This is a genomic window from Planococcus sp. MB-3u-03 (assembly GCF_002833405.1).
Lineage (GTDB): Bacteria > Bacillota > Bacilli > Bacillales_A > Planococcaceae > Planococcus.
The window spans coordinates 66,068-85,000 of the sequence record NZ_CP025135.1; the positions used below are offsets into that span (position 1 = coordinate 66,068).

The window sequence follows — 18,933 nt, forward strand, 5'->3', positions numbered from 1 at the left end:
TTCCAACTAAGTGAGGTATTCAAAAGCGGACGAACCATCCAGAACTGAATCCATCCGACTCATTCGATTCAACGAAATGTCTAAGCCCCTCGCGCTTAAGGGTGAAGGGAAGCCAAGAGACAGGCGTTCTTCCTGGCTCATGGCGGGAGCTCAACCCCAAGCGAGGCGGCGACGGCAAGGGGATGCAAAAAATAATGAGCGAAACACGTCTCATACAAGCTTCATGGCCCAACTCTTTTGACCAATTAAGCTACTCACCCAAAAGCGGACGAACCATCCAGAACGGAATCTATCTGACTCATTCGATTCAACTAAATGTCTAAGCCCCTCGCGCTTAAGGGTGAAGCGTAGCCAAGAGACAGGCGTTCTTCCTGGCTCATGGCGGGAGCTCAACCCCAAGCGAGGCGGCGGCTACCAAGGTGATGACAAAACACAGCTGTCTCCTATTTACATGAAAACGCCACTCCGTTAAAAATTCGACCACCTCAAAAAAGAGCCTCGCCAGTTACAGGCAAGGCTCTTCATTCGTATCAATAAATTCAATCGCCCATCAACGTCACGAGCACCGCTTTTTGGGCATGCAGGCGGTTTTCGGCTTCCTGGAAAATGACCGAATGGGGGCCTTCCAAAATATCGGTCGTCACTTCTTCCTCGCGGTGCGCAGGGAGGCAGTGCATAAAAATGTAATCAGCTTTCGCATGCTGAACCAGGTCTGCGTTCACTTGGAATCCTTCAAAATCATTCAGGCGCTTGATGGCTTCCGCTTCCTGGCCCATGCTCGCCCAAACATCCGTATAGATGGCGTCGCTATTTTTCACGGCTTCGATGGGATCATGGGTCACCGTTACCACAGAACCGGTATCTTTTGCGATGGCTTGTGCGAGTTCAACCATTTCCGCTTGCGGCTCATAGCCTTTCGGAGCGGCGATCGCGATGTCGAGCCCGACTTTTGCTGCGCCGATCATCAAGGAGTTGGCCATATTATTGCCATCTCCGATATACGCCAGCTTGCGGCCTTTCAACTCGCCGAAATGTTCGATCAGCGTCATGAGATCGGCCAGCACTTGGCATGGGTGGTAATCATCGGTCAAGCCATTGATGACGGGAATTGAGCTGAACTGCGCGAGCTCTTCCACAGCGGACTGATGGAATGTGCGGATCATCAAGCCGTCCAAATAACCCGACAACACACGGGCCGTATCGGCAATCGTTTCACCGCGGCCGAGCTGAGTATCCTGAGAACTCAAGAACATCGCGTGCCCGCCAAGCTGCAGCATGCCGGCTTCAAACGAAACACGCGTGCGGGTTGACGATTTCTCGAAGATCATGCCGAGCACTTTTCCTTTCAAGAGCGGCAGATGTTTATTTTCCGGTTTCTTTAATTCAATCGCTAAATTAAGCAAATCGATGATCTCCTCGGTGCTATAGTCTTTCAATGAGAGAAAATCTTCCTGGGCAACAGTTGGGGCAAGCGGCATGATCATCGTCATTGGGCAAGCACTCCTTTCAAGCGTTCAGATTGGGTTTTTTGGCTTGCGGCGTAAGCGGCCGCAGTTTCCGGGCGTGACCAGGCATGGAGGCGGTGGATGGCCGCTTGCGCCATGCGGCCAGCGTCAGGTGTTTCGGAAAAGTCGATATAGGCGGCAGCCTCTTTCGATAATAACCACTCGTTAAAAGACAGTTGGTCTTCGGTCACGATCGTGAAGCCTTGTGCGCGCCAAGAATTGAGTTGCTCATAATCGGCGCTGTCCCGGGCGGCGAATAGCGTTGAGCCTGTTGCAAGTTTCGCCAACTGGACGGAAGCGCCAGTCAATGCTTTCTCGAGCGCTTCTTCAAACAGCTTGGCTGTACCGATCACTTCACCGGTCGACATCATCTCGGGCGATAGGACCGGGGACAAGCCAGGCAATTTAATATGGGAGAACACCGGCGCTTTGACGGTAAAGTCCGGTTGTCCGTTATACATGTCTTCAATGCCGAGCTCATCGTACGGCACACCGAGCAATAAAGCGGTAGCGTGCTGAACGAGCGGCACATCCGTCACTTTCGAGCTGATTGGCGCCGTGCGCGATGCCCGCGGATTAATTTCCATGACGAATAATTGATCTTCTTCGTAGACGAATTGGATATTGAAAAGCCCGGTGTAGTCAAGTTGTCTCGCAATATGCTGGGCGGTATCCACCAGTTTTTGCTGCTGGCCTTCGGTGAGCGTTACGGGCGGTGTGCTCGCGATGCTGTCGCCGGAATGGACGCCGGTTCCTTCAATGTGCTCGAAAATCGCCGACACCCAAACATTGTCGCCATCCGTTAAAATATCGGCTTCGGCTTCTTTGCCGGTGACGAAATGGTCGACCAATACTGGAAACGCTTTGTCCGCGCCCGCGAGCCAAGCATCAAGCTCCGCTTGGTTGTGAAGCACGATCATGCCGCGTCCACCGATGACATAAGAAGGGCGAAGCAAGACCGGGAAGCCGAGCTTTTCTGCTGCCGGCAGTACTTCTTCCGGCGCATTCGCCGTCGTCCCGGGGATGGTCGGCAAGCCGATCGACTCGAGAAAGGCATAAAAGCGGTCGCGGTCTTCCATTTGGTCCAGCAAATCGACCGATGAGCCGAGCACGGTAATGCCCGCTTCTTCCAATGCTTTCGCCAAATTAAGCGAAGTCTGTCCGCCGAACTGGAGGATGACTTGGTGTATGCCCTCAAATTCCAGGACGTTCAAGACATCTTCCGCCGTGATCGGTTCGAAATAAAGTGCATCTGCCACTTCGTAATCGGTGCTGACGGTTTCTGGGTTGTTGTTGATCATGACGGCTTCATAGCCAAGCTTCTGTGCGGCCATAACACTGTGCACGCAGCAATAATCAAATTCGATGCCTTGCCCGATGCGGATTGGGCCGGATCCGACGACTGCGACTTTTTTCGCGCCTTTTGAACGGTCGACGTCTGCGGCATTGTCCCATGTGGAATAGAAATAATTTGTATTCGAACGGAACTCAGCGGCGCATGTGTCGATCATCCGGTAAGCTGGCGCAATTTTATAGCTTCTGCGTTGTCCCCAAATTTCAGCTGCCGGCACATTCCAAATATCGGCCATTTGCTGGTCGCTAAAGCCGAGCTTTTTCGCCTGCAATAAGCGATCGGCGGTTACGTTGTTCCAGCTGATCGATTTGAGGTCTTGCCACTCTGTAACAATATTCGATAAAACGTATAAGAAATAAGGCGTGATGCCGGTGATGGCATGCAGTTCATCAGTGGTTTTTCCGCGGATGAGCAATTCGAACAGCACGAACAAACGGCGGTCGTCCGGCTTCATTGCGAGTTCCAGTAAATCGCCCGTCGGCAATGAGGAGATGGCGGGAAGGCGGAACCCGTCTATCGGAAGTTCAAGCGAGCGCAGCGCTTTTTGCATAGCGGCTTCCATGCGGCGTTCGATCGCCATCACTTCGCCGGTCGCCTTCATCTGCGTGCCGAGCGTGCGGTCCGCTAAAGGGAATTGGTCGAACGGCCAGCGCGGGATTTTCAAGGCGACGTAATCGAGTGCCGGCTCGAAGCTGGCGTAGGTCGTGCCGGTCACCGGGTTCTTCAATTCATCGAGCGTATAGCCGATTGCGAGCTTGGCGGCGATCTTCGCGATCGGGTAGCCGGTCGCTTTGGAAGCGAGCGCGGATGAGCGGCTGACGCGCGGGTTGACTTCAATTAAAAAATAATCGGAGGTTTCCGGATGGAGGGCGAACTGCACATTGCAGGCGCCGATGATGCCGAGCGCTTCGATGATGTTGATGCAAGACGTGCGCAACATGTGAAAATCCGGATCGTTCAAAGTTTGGCTCGGCGCGACAACGATCGAATCTCCGGTATGCACACCGACCGGATCCAAGTTCTCCATATTGCAGACCGTGATGCATGTGCCCGCTGCATCGCGCATCACTTCATACTCGATTTCCTTATAGCCGGCGATGCTCGTCTCGACGAGGCATTGCTTGATCGGGCTCGCCGACAAGCCTTGCGTGACCAGCTTGATATAAGTTGCTTCGTCGCTTGCGATGCCGCCGCCGAAACCGCCGAGCGTATAGGCGGGGCGGACGATTACGGGATAGCCCGTGCGCTCTGCGAAAGCGAGCGCGCCGTCGAGCGAATAGATGATGTCGCTGTCCGGTACCGGTTCACCGAGTTGCTTCATCAAGGAACGGAACTGGTCGCGGTCTTCGGCTTTTTGATGGCGGTCATATCGGTGCCGAGCAATTCGACGCCGTATTGTTCCAAGATGCCGGCATCGGCCAGCGCCATTGCCAAATTCAATCCGGTCTGGCCGCCGACAGTCGCAAGCAGGCCGTCCGGACGTTCTTTCTCGATGATGTTAGTAGCGGATTCGAGTGTCATTGGTTCGAAATACACTTTGTCCGAGACGCTTTCATCGGTCATGATCGTCGCCGGGTTGTTATTGATGAGCACCACTTCGATGCCTTCTTCTTTTAGAGCCAAGCATGCTTGGGTGCCGGAATAGTCGAACTCTGCGGCTTGCCCGATGACGATGGCGCCGGATCCGATGACGAGCACTTTTTCAATAGAGTCTAATTTAGGCATGCATTTTCACCTTCTTCATTTCATTTGCGGTCTCTAGGAACTGGTGGAACAAAGCGAGATGATCCGCTGGGCCGGGAGCTGCTTCCGGGTGGAATTGAACCGTCGTAATCGGCAATTGCGGATGGATCAATCCTTCGATGCTGCCGTCGTTGACGTTTTCATACAGTACCTCGAACGGCGTTTCATTCAAGCTCTCCGCTTCGACGACATAGCTATGATTTTGGGAGCTCATACTGACGCGTCCGGTCTTATTGTTTTTAACGGGATGGTTCGCACCACGATGGCCGTAAGCGAGCTTCGCTGTTTTCGCGCCGAAAGCAGCAGCCAGCACCTGGTGGCCGAGGCAAATGCCGAACGACGGATAGCGCTCTGCCCAGTCGCGGTAGACCGGCAAGCGGCTGTTCAATGCTTGCGGGTCCCCCGGTCCGTTCGAGAACAATAGCCCGTCAACGCCGAGAGATTCAGGAAGGTCGGCTGCCCCGTTATAAGGGATGATGCTGACCGTGCAGCCAAGAGCGAGCAATTCTTTTAATATGGAAGCTTTGTAATGGAAATCGACCAGGCCGATATGCAAAGGGCCTTCGCCGATTTGCTTCGTCTCTGCCGCTTCGCCGGCTGGGAAAAAATCGGTCTTGATCATTTGCCACGGCTGTTCAGTCGTGTTCTCGTGAAGCAGCTGCGCCGGCATAGTGCCCGTTTCACGGACATGTTGGATGACTGAGCGTGTATCTATGCCGCTCAGGAGCGGAACGTCTTGCGCTTCGGCGAATTGTGCCAGCGAAATTGCCTGTTTGGGTAACGGGCCCGCATACAGCTCTGCAACAATGATGCCCGAGGCTTGGATTTTTTCGGATTGTGCATAAAGTGATTCGATGCCGTATTGGCCGATCAATGGATAGGAAAAAACGATGACCTGCCCTTTATAGGAAGGGTCGGTAATGACTTCCTCATAGCCGGTCATGCCTGTGAAAAAGACGACCTCTCCCTGCACCGCTGCTTGTGTGCCGTGCCACGTTCCTGTAAATGATGCGCCATTCGCCAAAATCAATTTTCCTGTCATGCTCCACACTCCTTTTATGAATATATATGCAACATAAGTAATTTTTATAATAAATGATGTGTCCTGTATTATAATGTTGCATAAAAATTAAGTCAACAGCATTTTTATTAATTGTCAGGGGAATTGGTTAAATTCCGGTAAAATGCAGGAAAAAAGGAGAAAGGGCTTACAGAAAATCTTTTTAAATGGAATGTTTTTCATGTATAATAATCACAAAATCAGTTGGGAAGGGGCGTCCATAAGTGAAGAGAGAGAAAATGCACGAAAATCAGGGAGTGACCCCGCTGCAAAATGAATACACGCGGGCTGCAGAAATCGAAGACGCACGGAAAAAGCGGCATAAAGTGGTATTGTACAGGCGCTTGGCGGTATTCGGCTTGGTCGTGCTGTTGACGAGCATTTGGCTGGGGTCAACCATTTATGCACAATCCCAGACCATTGCCGGCAAAGAACAGCTGCAGCAGGAAAAGCTGGCCGAGCTTGAGGAAGTCCAGAAGCAGCAGGCCAAGCTCGAAGAACAGATCCGTTTGCTGAACGACGACGATTATGTATCGAAGCTGGCGCGTAAAGATTATTTCCTGTCGGATGAGGGCGAGATTATTTTCACCTTGCCGAATGATGGCGAGAAACCGCAAGAAGATGGCGAAGAAAAAGAGTAGTCGGTTGACACTCTTCCTTTCATCGCTATAATTAAAGGTGGGATCAGTCCCGCAAACTGTCAATTTGGCCCGAACTTGGAGTCATCTTAAATTTTAAGGAGGAGCATTTTTTTTATGTCGATTGAAGTAGGCAGCAAGTTAGAAGGAAAAGTCACGGGTATTACAAACTTTGGAGCGTTCGTACAGCTTCCAACAGGTGCAACAGGCCTCGTGCATATTAGTGAAGTCGCCGACAACTATGTGAAAGATATTAACGATCACTTGAAAGTTGGCGAAATGGTAGAAGTGAAAGTGATGAATGTAGAAGCAGACGGGAAAATCGGTTTGTCAATCCGCAAAGCGAAGCCTCAGCCAGAAGGCGGCACAAGTCGTCCAAGCCGTCCGCGTCCGAACAATCGTTCTTTTGACCGCGCCCCTAAGGAAACCTTCGAAACGAAGATGGCAAAATTCCTGAAAGACAGCGAAGACAACCTGTCGACGCTAAAGCGTGCCACAGAATCCAAGCGTGGCGGTCGTGGAGCGAAAAGAGGCTAACTTGCTAGCTGTTTTAATAGCATAGAGAAAATGCTTCAACTTAGTTGAACTGTGAAGATGGAACGCTTCTCCTTTCGGGGAGGGCGTTTTTTTATCGCCCGAAAAGTGCGAAGCGGTAGGAGAATGGGAAGCGTTTGTCTAAGTAAGTAGACAGCTCAGCAGGCACTCGTCCTGCACGATACAGCGGAAAGGTGTGGAAAGGATGGAACAACAGCAAGTCCTTCAGGCATTTGAAGACTACGAAGTCTACATGGAATCGCTCCAGAAAACTTTATCCGAATCCGATGACGCACACAAGCCGATCGCAGACGGCAAATGGTCAATCGCGCAGATGGTCATGCATCTCACAGAATGGGACCGTTTTATCCGCAGCGAGCGGCTGCCGCACATGGAAGAAGGGGCGCATCTGGATCCTTTGCCAGAAGTTGATGAATTCAACCGCCGTGCCATCGATAAAGCCGAAACGATGAATTTTTCGTCCATTGTCACACAAGCCATTGAAGAACGCCGTTTGTTGAGAGAGCGGCTGGCATCTGCCACTCCCAGTCAATGGAATGCCGTGTACTACGTTGATGATAAGAACATGACGATGGGTCGCTATTTCGGGGGTCTCGCCGAACACGATGCCCACCATTTCAAGCAGATCGATACTTTTTTAACATAAAAAAAGCGCCCTCCATGATGGAGGGCGCTGCTTATGATAGGATGGCGGCAGAGGGGATCGAACCCCCGACCTTACGGGTATGAACCGTACGCTCTAGCCAGCTGAGCTACGCCGCCTTGTTCAAACGAACAGTTTATATCATACTATCCTTAATACATATATGTCAATTAGCATTTTATGTTTTTGCGATATTTATTTTATTCAGGCTGGAAAATAAACAGAACAGGAGGGCATGCCGTGAATCATTATGAACAAACGATGCTTGCATACCATACAAAACACGGGTTATTCGAAACTGGCGAGCAGCTCGTCATCGGCGTTTCGGGCGGCATCGATTCGATGGTTCTTTTGCATTTTCTCTCGAAAAAGCGGCATCAATTGGGCGTACACCTCACAGCAGTGCATATCGATCACATGCTGAGGGGGGAACAATCTGCGCAAGACCGCCGCTTCGTCGAGCAGCAATGTAAGCTGTGGGAGGTGCCGTGTGAAAGTTTTGCAGTCCCTATCCCTGCGATTTTAGCTGAAAATGGTGGAAACACGCAAAGTGTCTGCAGGGAAGAACGCTACCGGATATTCGAGCAAGTGATGGAAAAAACGGAATCCACCGTCCTCATCACGGCCCATCATGCAGACGACCAATTGGAGACGATTTTGATGGAAGGCATGCGCGGCAGCCTGCGAAACGGGGCTTTTGGCATGCGCATCAAGCGGCCATTTGGGGGCGGCATGCTCGTCCGGCCACAGCTTGCTGTCACCAAAGCGGAAATTGCCCAGTATGCAGAACTAAACAAAGTACCATACCGCGAAGACCCGAGCAATGCCAGTGACACTTACACGCGCAACCGCATCCGCAAGACAATCGTGCCGGCGATGGCACAGGAAAACCCTCGCGCAGCGTCACACTTCTCGGAGCTTGCCGAACAGATCAATGAAGATGCAGCGTTCCTCCAGCAGCTCGCCGTACAAATGCTAAAGGAATTGCTGCTATCAGGTCAGGAATTACTTATTTCTGCCGAAAGTTTCAGAAGCCATCCCTCTGCTTTACAAAAAAGGATGGTTCTACTACTATTAAACTATCTATATGATGACAAGCGAGTGTTAATAACGAGCCATTTGGCGGAACAAGTGCGCGAGCTGCTGCAAAGTTCCTCGGGCACTGTTTTTTTACATTTGCCGCAAAATTATATGATGATACGCCAATACGACCAGGTATTCTTTGAAAAATCAAAAGAATTCCTCCAGCGCCAGCGGGCGGATATCGGCCATGTTTGGTCGCCGCCTGTCCTGGGTTCCCGTTACCGGGTTGTGCCAGTGGGCGAAGAGCCGGAAGCAGAGAATGCCGTTTTTTGGTATTTCCACTCCGAAGAGACGGATTTTACGCTCCGCGGAAGGGAGCCTGGCGACCGCATCTTGCTTGCGGGCATGAACCAGGCGAAAAAACTGGCGCGGCTGATGATTGATGAGAAGATCCCAGCGCAACAGCGGGACAACTGGCCAATTATCGTAGCCGGAACAAATCGAGTATTACTGGTGCCCGGTTTGCGCACCGCCGCTTGCCTGAGCCGGACCAAGCGTTCGGAAGACAACCGAGTATTAGTTAAACAATGCATAGACTATGCAAAATGAGGAAGAAACTAGGAGGCCCACCATGCTACAAAAGGACATTAAAGAAGTATTGATCAGCGAACAACAGCTTCAGGAAAAAGCACGCGAACTCGGCGACACATTGACGCGTGATTATGAAGGGAAATACCCGCTTGCCATCGGCGTATTAAAAGGCGCCATGCCATTTATGGGCGACCTCATGAAACGTTTTGACGGTTATGTGGAAATGGATTTCATGGATGTTTCAAGCTACGGAAACGCAACGGTTTCTTCAGGCGAAGTCAAAATCGTCAAGGATTTGAACGCAAGCGTCGAAGGCCGTGACTTGCTGATCATCGAAGACATTATCGACAGTGGGCTGACACTGAGCTATTTGGTGGACTTGTTCAAATACCGCAAAGCGAATTCCATTAAAATCGTCACGCTTCTCGACAAGCCAACTGGCCGCAAAGTGGACCTAAAAGCGGATTATATCGGCTTTGAAGTGCCGGATGCGTTCGTTGTCGGCTACGGCTTGGACTACGCAGAAAAGTACCGTAACCTTCCATATATTGGGATTCTTGAGCCGGCTGTCTATAGCGGCGAAGAGGAATAGTCAAAGAACGTTCAAAGAGCCGATGATTTCAAGCATGCCCTAAAGGCTTTTCATTGTATGCATTTTTGTCCCTGTGTTAGTATTTAGTATAGTTTTGGGAAACTTTGTGAGGAGGCGCGGGATGAATCGAATATTCCGATACACCATATTTTATCTACTGATATTCCTAGTCATCATCGGTATTCTAGGAACTTTCAATAATAGCAACCAACCGACGCAAAATATTGGCTATGGCGACTTTCTGGATGCGCTGAATGCTGGCGAAATTACAGAAGTGACTATCCAGCCGGATGCACAAGTATACGAAGTAACCGGTCGTATGACAGATTATGATGAAGGCGAATCGTTTGTGACCAATGTACCGATCGAGAACGAAGCATTGGTAGCGCAAATTGATGAACTTGCAACAGCGCAAGAAGGAGTGGAAGTCGAGTTTTTGAAAGCACCGCAAACTAGCGGCTGGGTTTCATTCTTTACCGGCATCATTCCATTCATCATCATCTTCATCCTGTTCTTCTTCTTGCTCAACCAATCACAAGGCGGCGGTGGCGGCCGAGTGATGAACTTCGGGAAAAGCAAGGCGAAATTATACGATGATCAGAAACAAAAAGTTCGCTTCGACGATGTAGCCGGAGCGGATGAAGAGAAGCAAGAGCTTGTCGAAGTAGTGGACTTCCTGAAAGATCCGAAACGCTTCGGTGAAATCGGTGCCCGCATTCCGAAGGGGATCTTGCTTGTCGGGCCTCCGGGTACCGGTAAAACTTTGCTTGCCCGCGCAGTAGCTGGCGAAGCAGGCGTGCCGTTCTTCTCCATCAGTGGTTCGGACTTCGTCGAAATGTTCGTCGGTGTCGGGGCTTCGCGTGTTCGTGATTTGTTCGAGAACGCGAAGAAAAACGCACCATGTATCATCTTTATCGATGAGATCGATGCAGTCGGACGCCAGCGCGGCGCCGGCCTTGGCGGCGGGCATGATGAGCGTGAACAAACGCTTAACCAATTGCTCGTCGAAATGGATGGCTTCGGCGCGAACGAAGGCATCATCATCATCGCTGCAACCAACCGTCCGGATATCCTGGATCCGGCACTTCTGCGTCCTGGCCGTTTTGACCGCCAGATCACAGTCGGCCGCCCGGATGTCAAAGGACGCGAAGAAGTGTTGAAAGTCCATGCGCGCAACAAGCCGCTTGACGACACTGTCGACATGAAGGCGATTGCCCAGCGGACGCCTGGCTTCTCCGGTGCAGACCTTGAGAACTTATTGAACGAAGCAGCTCTTGTAGCCGCTCGCCGCAATAAAAAGAAAATCGACATGTCCGATATCGACGAAGCGACAGACCGCGTTATTGCCGGTCCAGCTAAGAAGAATCGTGTCATTTCGAAAAAAGAACGCAATATCGTCGCTTACCACGAATCAGGGCATACCGTAATCGGCCTGATCCTGGATGATGCGGATATCGTCCATAAAGTAACGATTGTCCCACGCGGCCAGGCTGGCGGATATGCCGTCATGCTGCCACGTGAAGACCGTTACTTCATGACCAAACCAGAACTTCTCGATAAGATTGCCGGCTTGCTCGGCGGTCGTGTTGCAGAGGATATCGTCTTCGGTGAAGTATCCACTGGCGCGCACAATGACTTCCAGCGTGCAACAGCGATTGCCCGCAGCATGGTGACTGAATACGGGATGAGCGATAAGATCGGCCCGATTCAATTCGGCCAGTCCCAAGGCGGAAACGTCTTCCTTGGACGCGATTTCAATTCGGATCAAAACTATTCCGATGCCATCGCATTCGAGATCGACCAAGAAATCCAGCGCATCATTAAAGAGCAATATGTCCGGACGAAAGAGATCCTCACGGAAAAACGCGAGCTTCTCGAACTACTCGCCAACACATTGCTCGAAGTGGAAACACTTGATGCTGCACAAATTATGCATTTGAAAGAACACGGAACCTTACCGGAACGTTCGTATGAAGCCTTGAATGGCCGATACGAAAAAGATGAAGAAGGCGAAACGGATTCAGACGAGGTAAACCCGGATGTGACGGGCGCACCGAATGATCCATCATCAGGAGATTTGCCGGAAGAAGGCTCATCCACTGATTCGCAAGGACCGATCCGAGAAGACCGTAAATAACCGAAAGCCGGTGCCACCCCTGAAAAGGGCTTGGCGTCGGCTTTTTGCTTTTGTAGAATTATGGTATGATGTGTTGGAAATTCAGCAGATAAATGGGGAGAATTTATGATCTTAGTGATGGATACAGGCAATACCAATATCGTCCTTGGCGTATACGATAATGAAACACTGCTGCACCATTGGCGGATGGAAACCGACCGCCATAAAACCGAAGATGAATACGCCATGCAGATCAAAGCGTTTTTGAATCATGTCGGACTGGGCTTTGAAGCGATTGACGGCGTCATCATGTCATCCGTCGTCCCGCCGATCATGTTTGCGCTAGAGCGTATGGCGCAAAAATATTTCCACACCAAAGCACTGGTCGTCGGGCCTGGCGTCAAGACCGGCCTCAACATTAAATACGAAAACCCGCGTGAAGTCGGTGCAGACCGCATTGTCAATGCCGTCGCAGCGATACAGGAATACGGCGGCCCCTTGATCATCGTCGACTTCGGCACTGCCAATACTTTCTGTTACATCGACGAAAAAAATCAATACCAAGGCGGCGCCATCGCCCCGGGGATCCAAAGCTCGACCGAAGCGCTGTACACGCGCGCCTCGAAATTGCCGCGCATTGAAATCGCGCGTCCCGATTCGGTTGTCGGGAAAAATACCATTTCGGCCATGCAGGCGGGCATCGTCTATGGCTACGTCGGCCAGGCAGAAGGCATCATCACTCGCATGAAAAAACAAAGCAAGCAGCATCCGACCGTCATCGCGACAGGCGGACTTGCGCCGTTAATTGCCGCAGAGTCGGATATGATCGACCATGTCGACCCGTTTTTAACATTGAAAGGCCTGCATTTCATTTATAAACGCAATCAAGCGTAAGGAAAGGAATGATCATTATGCCAGATTATTTAGTTCGCGGACTTGGTTTTAATGGCAACGTTCGTGCATTTGCAGTCAATACGACAGAAACAGTAGGGGAGGCGCAGCGCCGCCACCAAACATGGCCTGCTGCAACCGCAGCTCTTGGGCGTTTAATGACAGGCGGCGTGATGTTTGGCGCGATGCTTAAAGGAGAAGACCGCGTCACCTTGAAAATCGAAGCAGGCGGGCCGATTGGATATCTATTGGTCGATAGCGACGCCAAAGGCAATGTGCGCGGCTATGTCGCCAACCCGCAAACCCATGTCGACAGCAAAAGCGGAAAGTTGGACGTTAAAGGTGTCGTCGGGACAGATGGCATGCTGTCGGTCGTCAAAGACCAAGGCATGCGCGATTATTTCACAGGACAGACGCCGATTGTCTCCGGGGAAATCGCGGAAGATTTGACCTATTATTTCGTGGTGTCCGAACAAGTGCCTTCTTCTGTTGGCCTGGGTGTTCTCGTTGATACCGATAATTCGGTACTCGCAGCAGGCGGCTTCATCATTCAGTTGATGCCCGATACCGATGACGAAACCATTACATTGATCGAAAAACGCTTGGCAAATATCGAACCGGTCTCGTCCATGATCAAGCGTGGGCTCACCCCTGAAGGTATCCTGGAAGAAGTGCTGGGTGCCGATAACGTCCAGATTCTCGAGAAAATGCCTGTCCAGTTCAAGTGCACTTGCTCAAAAGAAAAATTTGCCGAAGGCCTCATAGGGCTCGGGAAAGAAGAAATTCGCCAAATGATCGACACAGACGGGCAAGCGGAAGCTGAATGCCATTTCTGCCACGAGAAATATCATTACAACAAAGAAGAATTGGAAGCGCTGCTCAATGAACTCGAATCGAAATAACACAACACCACCGAAACAGAAACGCCACTTGAAAACGAAACCCGTATTAATGGTCATCGGTATTTTATTGCTGGCCAATTTGCTATGGTTCATCGCTTGGCTCATTCCAAATGGTAGCAGTGCCGCAAACGAGGAAGTCGCAGCAGTCGATGGCGAGGCAATTACCCGTGCCGAATGGATGGCATCGATGGAACAGCAGCACGGCCGAAGTGCCCTTCTCGAATTGGTCAATGAAAAAGTCATGGCCGCTGCAGCAGATGATTACGGCATCGAAGTATCCGATAAGGAAATCGATCTTGAATTGGCCATGATGCGGACCGCGCAAGACGGTACCGAAGAACTGTTGTACGCCAACGACAACGAACGACAGCGTGAAAAAGTGAAAGCGCAATTGATCTTGGAGAAAGTCTTGACGAAAGATGTCCTCATCGATGACCAGGCCATCAAGGATTTCTATGAAGACAACCGGGCCATCTATGACGTTAAAGATTCATACCGCACAAGCATGATCGTCTTGAATTCCAAAGCGGAAGCAGAAGAGGCGATCAAAGAACTCGACAGCGGCTCGAGCTTTGAAGCGCTTGCCCGCGAGCGTTCCATCGATAACGCCACCGGCAATCTTGGAGGAGATATCGGTTTCGTATCTCCAGGCCAAGAGTCGATCGATTCCCAAATCGCAAAAACGGTCGAATCCATCGAACCCGGCTCGTGGTCTGCCCCGCTGGCACTTGAAGATGGCCGAACCGCCGTCATTATGGTTAAAGAAAAAATCGAAGGCCGTACATTCAGCTACGACGAAGTGAAAGAACATATCAGCCGGGAACTTGCCCTCGAACAATTGCCTCAATCCGTCTCTCCCGAAGCTTTTTGGCAAGAATTCAATGCTGAATGGTTTTACGGCGAAGGGGAATAATACGACGGCGCTCTCCAAAGATTGACAGTTCGCGCCGCAATTGATAGGATAAAATAAATAATGTCGACAAAAATAGTAGGGATTAGGAGTGGTAAACATGGCACGAGTAGGAAATTCAATTACCGAATTGATTGGGCAAACACCGATTGTTAAATTAAACCGGCTGACAGGACCTGAAGATGCGGAAGTTTACGTTAAATTGGAATACTTCAACCCGGGCTCCAGCGTAAAAGACCGGATTGCACTCGCGATGATCGAAGCAGCAGAAAAATCCGGCGACTTAAAAGAAGGCGATACCTTAATCGAACCGACAAGCGGCAATACAGGGATCGGCCTCGCGATGATCGCTGCAGCAAAAGGCTACCGCAGCGTACTCGTTATGCCTGAAACCATGAGCATGGAACGCCGCAACTTGTTGCGCGCATATGGTGCGGAACTAGTGTTAACGCCAGGCCCAGACGGCATGAACGGCCCGAACGGCGCCATCAAGACGGCCGAAAAACTGGCGGCAGAAAACTCCTGGTTCATGCCCCAGCAATTCAATAACGAGGCAAACCCTGAAGTGCACCGTCTGACCACAGGGCCTGAAATCGTCGAAGCGATGGATCAACTGGACGGCTTCATTTCGGGCATTGGGACAGGCGGCACGATTACTGGTGCCGGGCAAGTATTGAAAGAACACTACCCGAATATCCACATCGTAGCTGTCGAACCGACGGATTCCCCGGTCTTGTCCGGCGGGAAACCAGGTCCCCACAAAATCCAAGGCATCGGTGCTGGCTTTGTGCCAGCCGTGTTGAACACAGAAATCTATGATGAAATCATGCAAGTAAGCAATGAGCAATCGTATGAATTTGCCCGCAGAACGGCACGCGAAGAAGGCATTCTTGGTGGTGTGTCATCAGGAGCCGCGATCTACGCAGCGCTTGAACTGGCGAAAAGACTCGGTAAAGGCAAAAAAGTATTGGCGATCTTGCCATCAAACGGTGAACGTTATTTGAGCACTCCGCTTTACCAATTTGACGAAAATAACGGATGATTTGCAGAGCCCCCTGAGAAGAGGGCTCTTTTGTTTGTGCAGAAACCGCAGATTCACGATAAGATAAGAGCAGTTTGAATAATAGTATTTCCCAGGAAATGATCGATTCCTTCAATTCATATATGGACGGTGGAAAAAATGGACTTAAATGTATTCGCAAAAACGCAAGTGATGGGCATATTGAATGTGACACCGGATTCGTTTTCCGATGGCGGGCAATTCGATAATATCGAAAAAGCGCTGGCCCGCGCCAAGCAAATGTTAAAGGATGGAGCTTCCATTATCGATGTAGGCGGCGAATCGACACGCCCTGGCCATACACAAATTTCTGACGAAGAAGAAATCGCTCGGGTAGTGCCGGTCATCCAGGCGCTCAGAGAACAGACAGAGGCAATTATTTCCATCGATACATACAAATCTGCCGTTGCCCAAGCAGCTGTCGAGGCTGGTGCACAGATCATTAATGATATTTGGGGCGCCAAATACGATCCCGAGATTGCCCGGGTGGCTGCAGACAAACAAGTGCCGATCATTCTAATGCACAACCGTGCCGAAGCGGTTTACGATGATTTTTGGCAAGACGCAAAAAAAGACCTTGAAGAAAGCATCCGCATCGCCCGAAATGCCGGCGTTTCGGACAAACACATCTGGCTCGATCCCGGCATCGGGTTCGCCAAGACGCTTGCCCAAAACGTCGAGATGATGCAGCGGCTCGATCAGCTCGTGGCAATGGGCTATCCCGTACTTCTCGGCACTTCCCGAAAATCATTCATCGGCAAATTACTCGATGCAAAAGTCGATAATCGTTTAGAAGGCTCTCTCGCAACGGCAGCTTTTGGTGTCACGAAAGGCTGCCAAATCGTGCGTGTCCATGACGTGAAAGAAACGGTTCAGACAGTGAAGATGATGGATTTCTTAATAGGCAAGACGAAGATGGAGGGGTAGACATGGATTATATTCATTTAAACGAAATGGAATTTTACGGTTATCACGGTGTATTTTCGGAAGAACAAAAACTCGGACAGCGTTTCCGGGCGACAGTGACGCTTGCCGTCGATTTAAAACGTGCTGGGGAAACTGACGAACTGGAACATACGGTTCATTACGGTGAAGCGTACGAAATATGTCGCGAAGTTATCGAAGGAGAACCCAAAAAGCTGGTCGAGGCCGTAGCCGAAACGGTAGCTGCTGAATTATTGAACCAATTTCCGCTGGTCCAAGGAGTCCGCGTTCAGTTGATCAAACCTGACCCGCCAATCCCTGGCCATTACAAGTCAGTAGCAATCGACATCACCCGAGGCAGCTTCCGATGAATGAAGTCTACCTATCCTTGGGCTCGAATTTAGGAGACAGGAAAGCCCAGCTTCAAGAGGCGGTTCGCTTGCTTCAAACGAATCCTTCCATTTCGAACATAAAAATGTCTTCCATCTACGAAACGGCTCCAGTCGGCTATCTCGATCAACATGCATTCCTAAATCTAGTTATCCGATTGGAAACCAGTCTCTCTCCATTAGAGTTGCTGGATATATGCCAAGAAATTGAGCAAGCTTTGCACAGGGAGCGGTTGGTTCGTTGGGGCCCGCGCACAGTGGACCTTGATGTGTTGCTGTACGGCCAAGAGCAAGTGGCAACAGAAAGGCTCACCATTCCACATCCCCGCATGTATGAGCGGGCATTCGTGCTTGTGCCTTTGCAGGAATTGATGCCCTCCCTCATTCTCCCGGAAGATTTAGAGATGCAGGAAGTACATGTGTGGAAAACGTATAATGACGTAAATACATTTTTGCGTGATGCAAATTAATGAACAAGATTATTTGCAATTAAAAGAACTGCGAAGAAGGGGATTAGAAGTTGCCAAGAAAACGGCAGCTTTTCTTATGTAACGGCACGAAAAATTGTGTACAATGGATAAATACACGAAAGCACGTGGTTTTAACAGAAAAAGGAGTGTAGGATATGTCAGAAGAGTTGAATGACCAATTAGTGGTGCGCCGCCAGAAAATGCAAAACTTCCGTGAGCATGGACTCGACCCATTCGGAAAACGTTTCGAACGCACGCACCTTTCGCAAGAGATCGTCGAGCAATATGACCAATTCTCGAAAGAAGAACTAGAAGAAAAGTCCGCTGAAGTCATTATCGCGGGCCGCATCATGACGAAGCGCGGAAAAGGTAAAGCCGGATTCGCACACCTGCAGGATTTGAAAGGGCAGATCCAAATCTACGTCCGTAAAGACGCAATTGGAGAAGATTCCTACGAATTCTTCAAAACTGCAGACTTGGGAGACATCATCGGCGTCCGCGGTACTGTTTTTAAAACAAACGTCGGCGAACTCTCTGTAAAAGCACAAGAAGTGGAATACTTAACAAAAGCTCTTCGCCCGTTACCGGAAAAATTCCATGGCTTGAAAGACGTTGAACAACGCTATCGTCAGCGTTATCTTGATCTAATTGTCAGCGAAAATAGCAAAGAGACGTTTATCTTGCGTAGCCGGATCATTCAAGCGATGCGCCGCTATCTGGATAACCAAGGATTTTTAGAAGTTGAAACACCGATGCTCCATTCAATCGCCGGTGGAGCCACTGCACGTCCGTTCATTACCCACCATAATGCGTTAGACATGCAATTATACATTCGTATTGCAATCGAACTTCATTTGAAACGCCTCATTGTAGGTGGATTAGAAAAAGTTTATGAAATCGGGCGCGTCTTCCGTAACGAAGGCATCTCTACCCGTCATAATCCAGAATTCACTATGCTCGAACTTTACGAAGCATATGCTGATTACAATGACATCATGTCCTTGACAGAGAACTTAATTGCACACACTGCACAGGAAGTCCTTGGAACAACGACTGTCCGTTATGGAGAAGAAGACATCAATCTAGCTCCGGGCTGGAAACGTCTGCACATGGCAGATGCAGTTAAAGAATACACTGGTGTAGATTTCTGGCAACATATGTCGAAAGAAGAAGCACAAGCATTCGCCAACCAACATGGAATCGAAATCAAACCTACTATGGAAGTGGGGCATATCCTAAATGAATTCTTCGAACAAAAAGTTGAAGAACAATTGGTTCAGCCTACATTTATTTATGGACATCCGGTTGAAATTTCTCCGCTTGCTAAGAAAAATCCGGAAGATGAACGTTTCACAGATCGCTTTGAACTTTTCATCGTACGTAGAGAGCATGCAAACGCCTTTACAGAATTAAACGATCCAATTGATCAGCGTGAACGTTTTGAAGCGCAACTCATAGAAAAAGAAGAAGGAAACGATGAAGCTCATGAAATGGATGATGACTTTATCGAAGCGTTGGAATATGGCCTTCCTCCAACGGGTGGCTTAGGAATCGGGATTGACCGCCT

At 50.1% G+C, this 18,933-nt stretch carries 16 protein-coding genes, 1 tRNA gene and 1 pseudogene (1 of these 18 running past the window's edge); 14 read left to right on the plus strand and 4 right to left on the minus strand.

What is annotated here, in order from left to right; translation table 11 throughout:
* Window positions 1-539: 539 nt before the first annotated feature.
* The 3 genes and pseudogenes from argF to CW734_RS01485 all read right to left on the minus strand — a co-directional run bounded on the left by argF (window position 540) and on the right by CW734_RS01485 (window position 5,644).
* A complete protein-coding gene (argF, locus tag CW734_RS01475; protein ID WP_101189161.1) occupies window positions 540-1,490 on the minus strand; it encodes an ornithine carbamoyltransferase in 951 nt (316 codons plus the stop codon).
* Window positions 1,487-4,584: pseudogene (locus CW734_RS01480) on the minus strand (carbamoyl phosphate synthase large subunit). The gene argF and the pseudogene CW734_RS01480 overlap by 4 nt, the downstream one beginning before the upstream one ends.
* On the minus strand, window positions 4,577-5,644 hold the full coding sequence (locus tag CW734_RS01485; protein WP_101189162.1) for a carbamoyl phosphate synthase small subunit: 1,068 nt from the start codon (window positions 5,642-5,644) through the stop codon (window positions 4,577-4,579). The pseudogene CW734_RS01480 and the gene CW734_RS01485 overlap by 8 nt, the downstream one beginning before the upstream one ends.
* A 242-nt stretch (window positions 5,645-5,886) precedes the next feature.
* On the opposite strand from CW734_RS01485, the gene CW734_RS01490 reads away from it, so the two are divergent.
* The 3 genes from CW734_RS01490 to CW734_RS01500 all read left to right on the plus strand — a co-directional run bounded on the left by CW734_RS01490 (window position 5,887) and on the right by CW734_RS01500 (window position 7,501).
* Window positions 5,887-6,303: an FtsB family cell division protein gene (locus CW734_RS01490; RefSeq protein ID WP_232787134.1), complete on the plus strand. Its 417-nt coding sequence runs from the start codon at window positions 5,887-5,889 to the stop codon at window positions 6,301-6,303.
* Between the two features lie 114 nt (window positions 6,304-6,417).
* Window positions 6,418-6,837 (plus strand): S1 domain-containing RNA-binding protein, encoded by a 420-nt coding sequence (locus tag CW734_RS01495; RefSeq protein WP_058382215.1) that lies wholly within the window; start codon window positions 6,418-6,420, stop codon window positions 6,835-6,837.
* A 202-nt stretch (window positions 6,838-7,039) separates the two neighbouring features.
* Complete coding sequence (locus CW734_RS01500) at window positions 7,040-7,501, plus strand: DinB family protein (RefSeq protein ID WP_101189164.1); 462 nt, start codon at window positions 7,040-7,042, stop codon at window positions 7,499-7,501.
* Between the two features lie 42 nt (window positions 7,502-7,543).
* On the opposite strand, the gene CW734_RS01505 is transcribed toward CW734_RS01500, so the two are convergent.
* Window positions 7,544-7,617: transfer RNA gene (locus tag CW734_RS01505), tRNA-Met, on the minus strand.
* A 121-nt stretch (window positions 7,618-7,738) separates the two neighbouring features.
* Between CW734_RS01505 and tilS the strand changes: the two genes are divergently transcribed.
* The 11 genes from tilS to lysS all read left to right on the plus strand — a co-directional run.
* The gene (gene tilS, locus CW734_RS01510; RefSeq protein ID WP_101189165.1) at window positions 7,739-9,130 is read left to right on the plus strand and encodes a tRNA lysidine(34) synthetase TilS; all 1,392 of its coding nucleotides are present in this window, start codon (window positions 7,739-7,741) and stop codon (window positions 9,128-9,130) included.
* A 22-nt stretch (window positions 9,131-9,152) separates the two neighbouring features.
* A complete protein-coding gene (hpt, locus tag CW734_RS01515; RefSeq protein WP_101189166.1) occupies window positions 9,153-9,704 on the plus strand; it encodes a hypoxanthine phosphoribosyltransferase in 552 nt (183 codons plus the stop codon).
* A 121-nt stretch (window positions 9,705-9,825) separates the two neighbouring features.
* On the plus strand, window positions 9,826-11,841 hold the full coding sequence (gene ftsH / locus CW734_RS01520) for an ATP-dependent zinc metalloprotease FtsH (protein WP_101189167.1): 2,016 nt from the start codon (window positions 9,826-9,828) through the stop codon (window positions 11,839-11,841).
* Window positions 11,842-11,946: 105 nt separating this feature from the next.
* Entirely contained in the window at window positions 11,947-12,714 is a 768-nt protein-coding gene (locus CW734_RS01525) for a type III pantothenate kinase (RefSeq protein ID WP_101189168.1), read from the plus strand.
* Between the two features lie 17 nt (window positions 12,715-12,731).
* On the plus strand, window positions 12,732-13,613 hold the full coding sequence (gene hslO / locus CW734_RS01530; protein ID WP_058382210.1) for an Hsp33 family molecular chaperone HslO: 882 nt from the start codon (window positions 12,732-12,734) through the stop codon (window positions 13,611-13,613).
* Window positions 13,594-14,526, plus strand: a complete 933-nt coding sequence (locus CW734_RS01535) for a peptidyl-prolyl cis-trans isomerase (RefSeq protein ID WP_101189169.1) — start codon at window positions 13,594-13,596, stop codon at window positions 14,524-14,526. Before hslO ends, CW734_RS01535 begins: the two co-directional genes overlap by 20 nt.
* Before the next feature lie 97 nt (window positions 14,527-14,623).
* On the plus strand, window positions 14,624-15,565 hold the full coding sequence (cysK, locus tag CW734_RS01540; protein ID WP_058382208.1) for a cysteine synthase A: 942 nt from the start codon (window positions 14,624-14,626) through the stop codon (window positions 15,563-15,565).
* Between the two features lie 138 nt (window positions 15,566-15,703).
* Entirely contained in the window at window positions 15,704-16,510 is an 807-nt protein-coding gene (folP, locus tag CW734_RS01545) for a dihydropteroate synthase (protein WP_101192102.1), read from the plus strand.
* A 2-nt stretch (window positions 16,511-16,512) separates the two neighbouring features.
* Window positions 16,513-16,878, plus strand: coding sequence for a dihydroneopterin aldolase (gene folB / locus CW734_RS01550; protein ID WP_101189170.1), 366 nt, complete (start codon window positions 16,513-16,515; stop codon window positions 16,876-16,878).
* A complete protein-coding gene (folK, locus tag CW734_RS01555; RefSeq protein WP_101189171.1) occupies window positions 16,875-17,366 on the plus strand; it encodes a 2-amino-4-hydroxy-6-hydroxymethyldihydropteridine diphosphokinase in 492 nt (163 codons plus the stop codon). Before folB ends, folK begins: the two co-directional genes overlap by 4 nt.
* A gap of 155 nt (window positions 17,367-17,521) precedes the next feature.
* Window positions 17,522-18,933: the 5' portion of a lysine--tRNA ligase gene (gene lysS / locus CW734_RS01560; protein ID WP_101189172.1), read on the plus strand. Its footprint extends 73 nt past the window's final position; only the first 1,412 of its 1,485 coding nucleotides appear in the window; the start codon lies at window positions 17,522-17,524; its stop codon lies beyond the right edge, outside the window.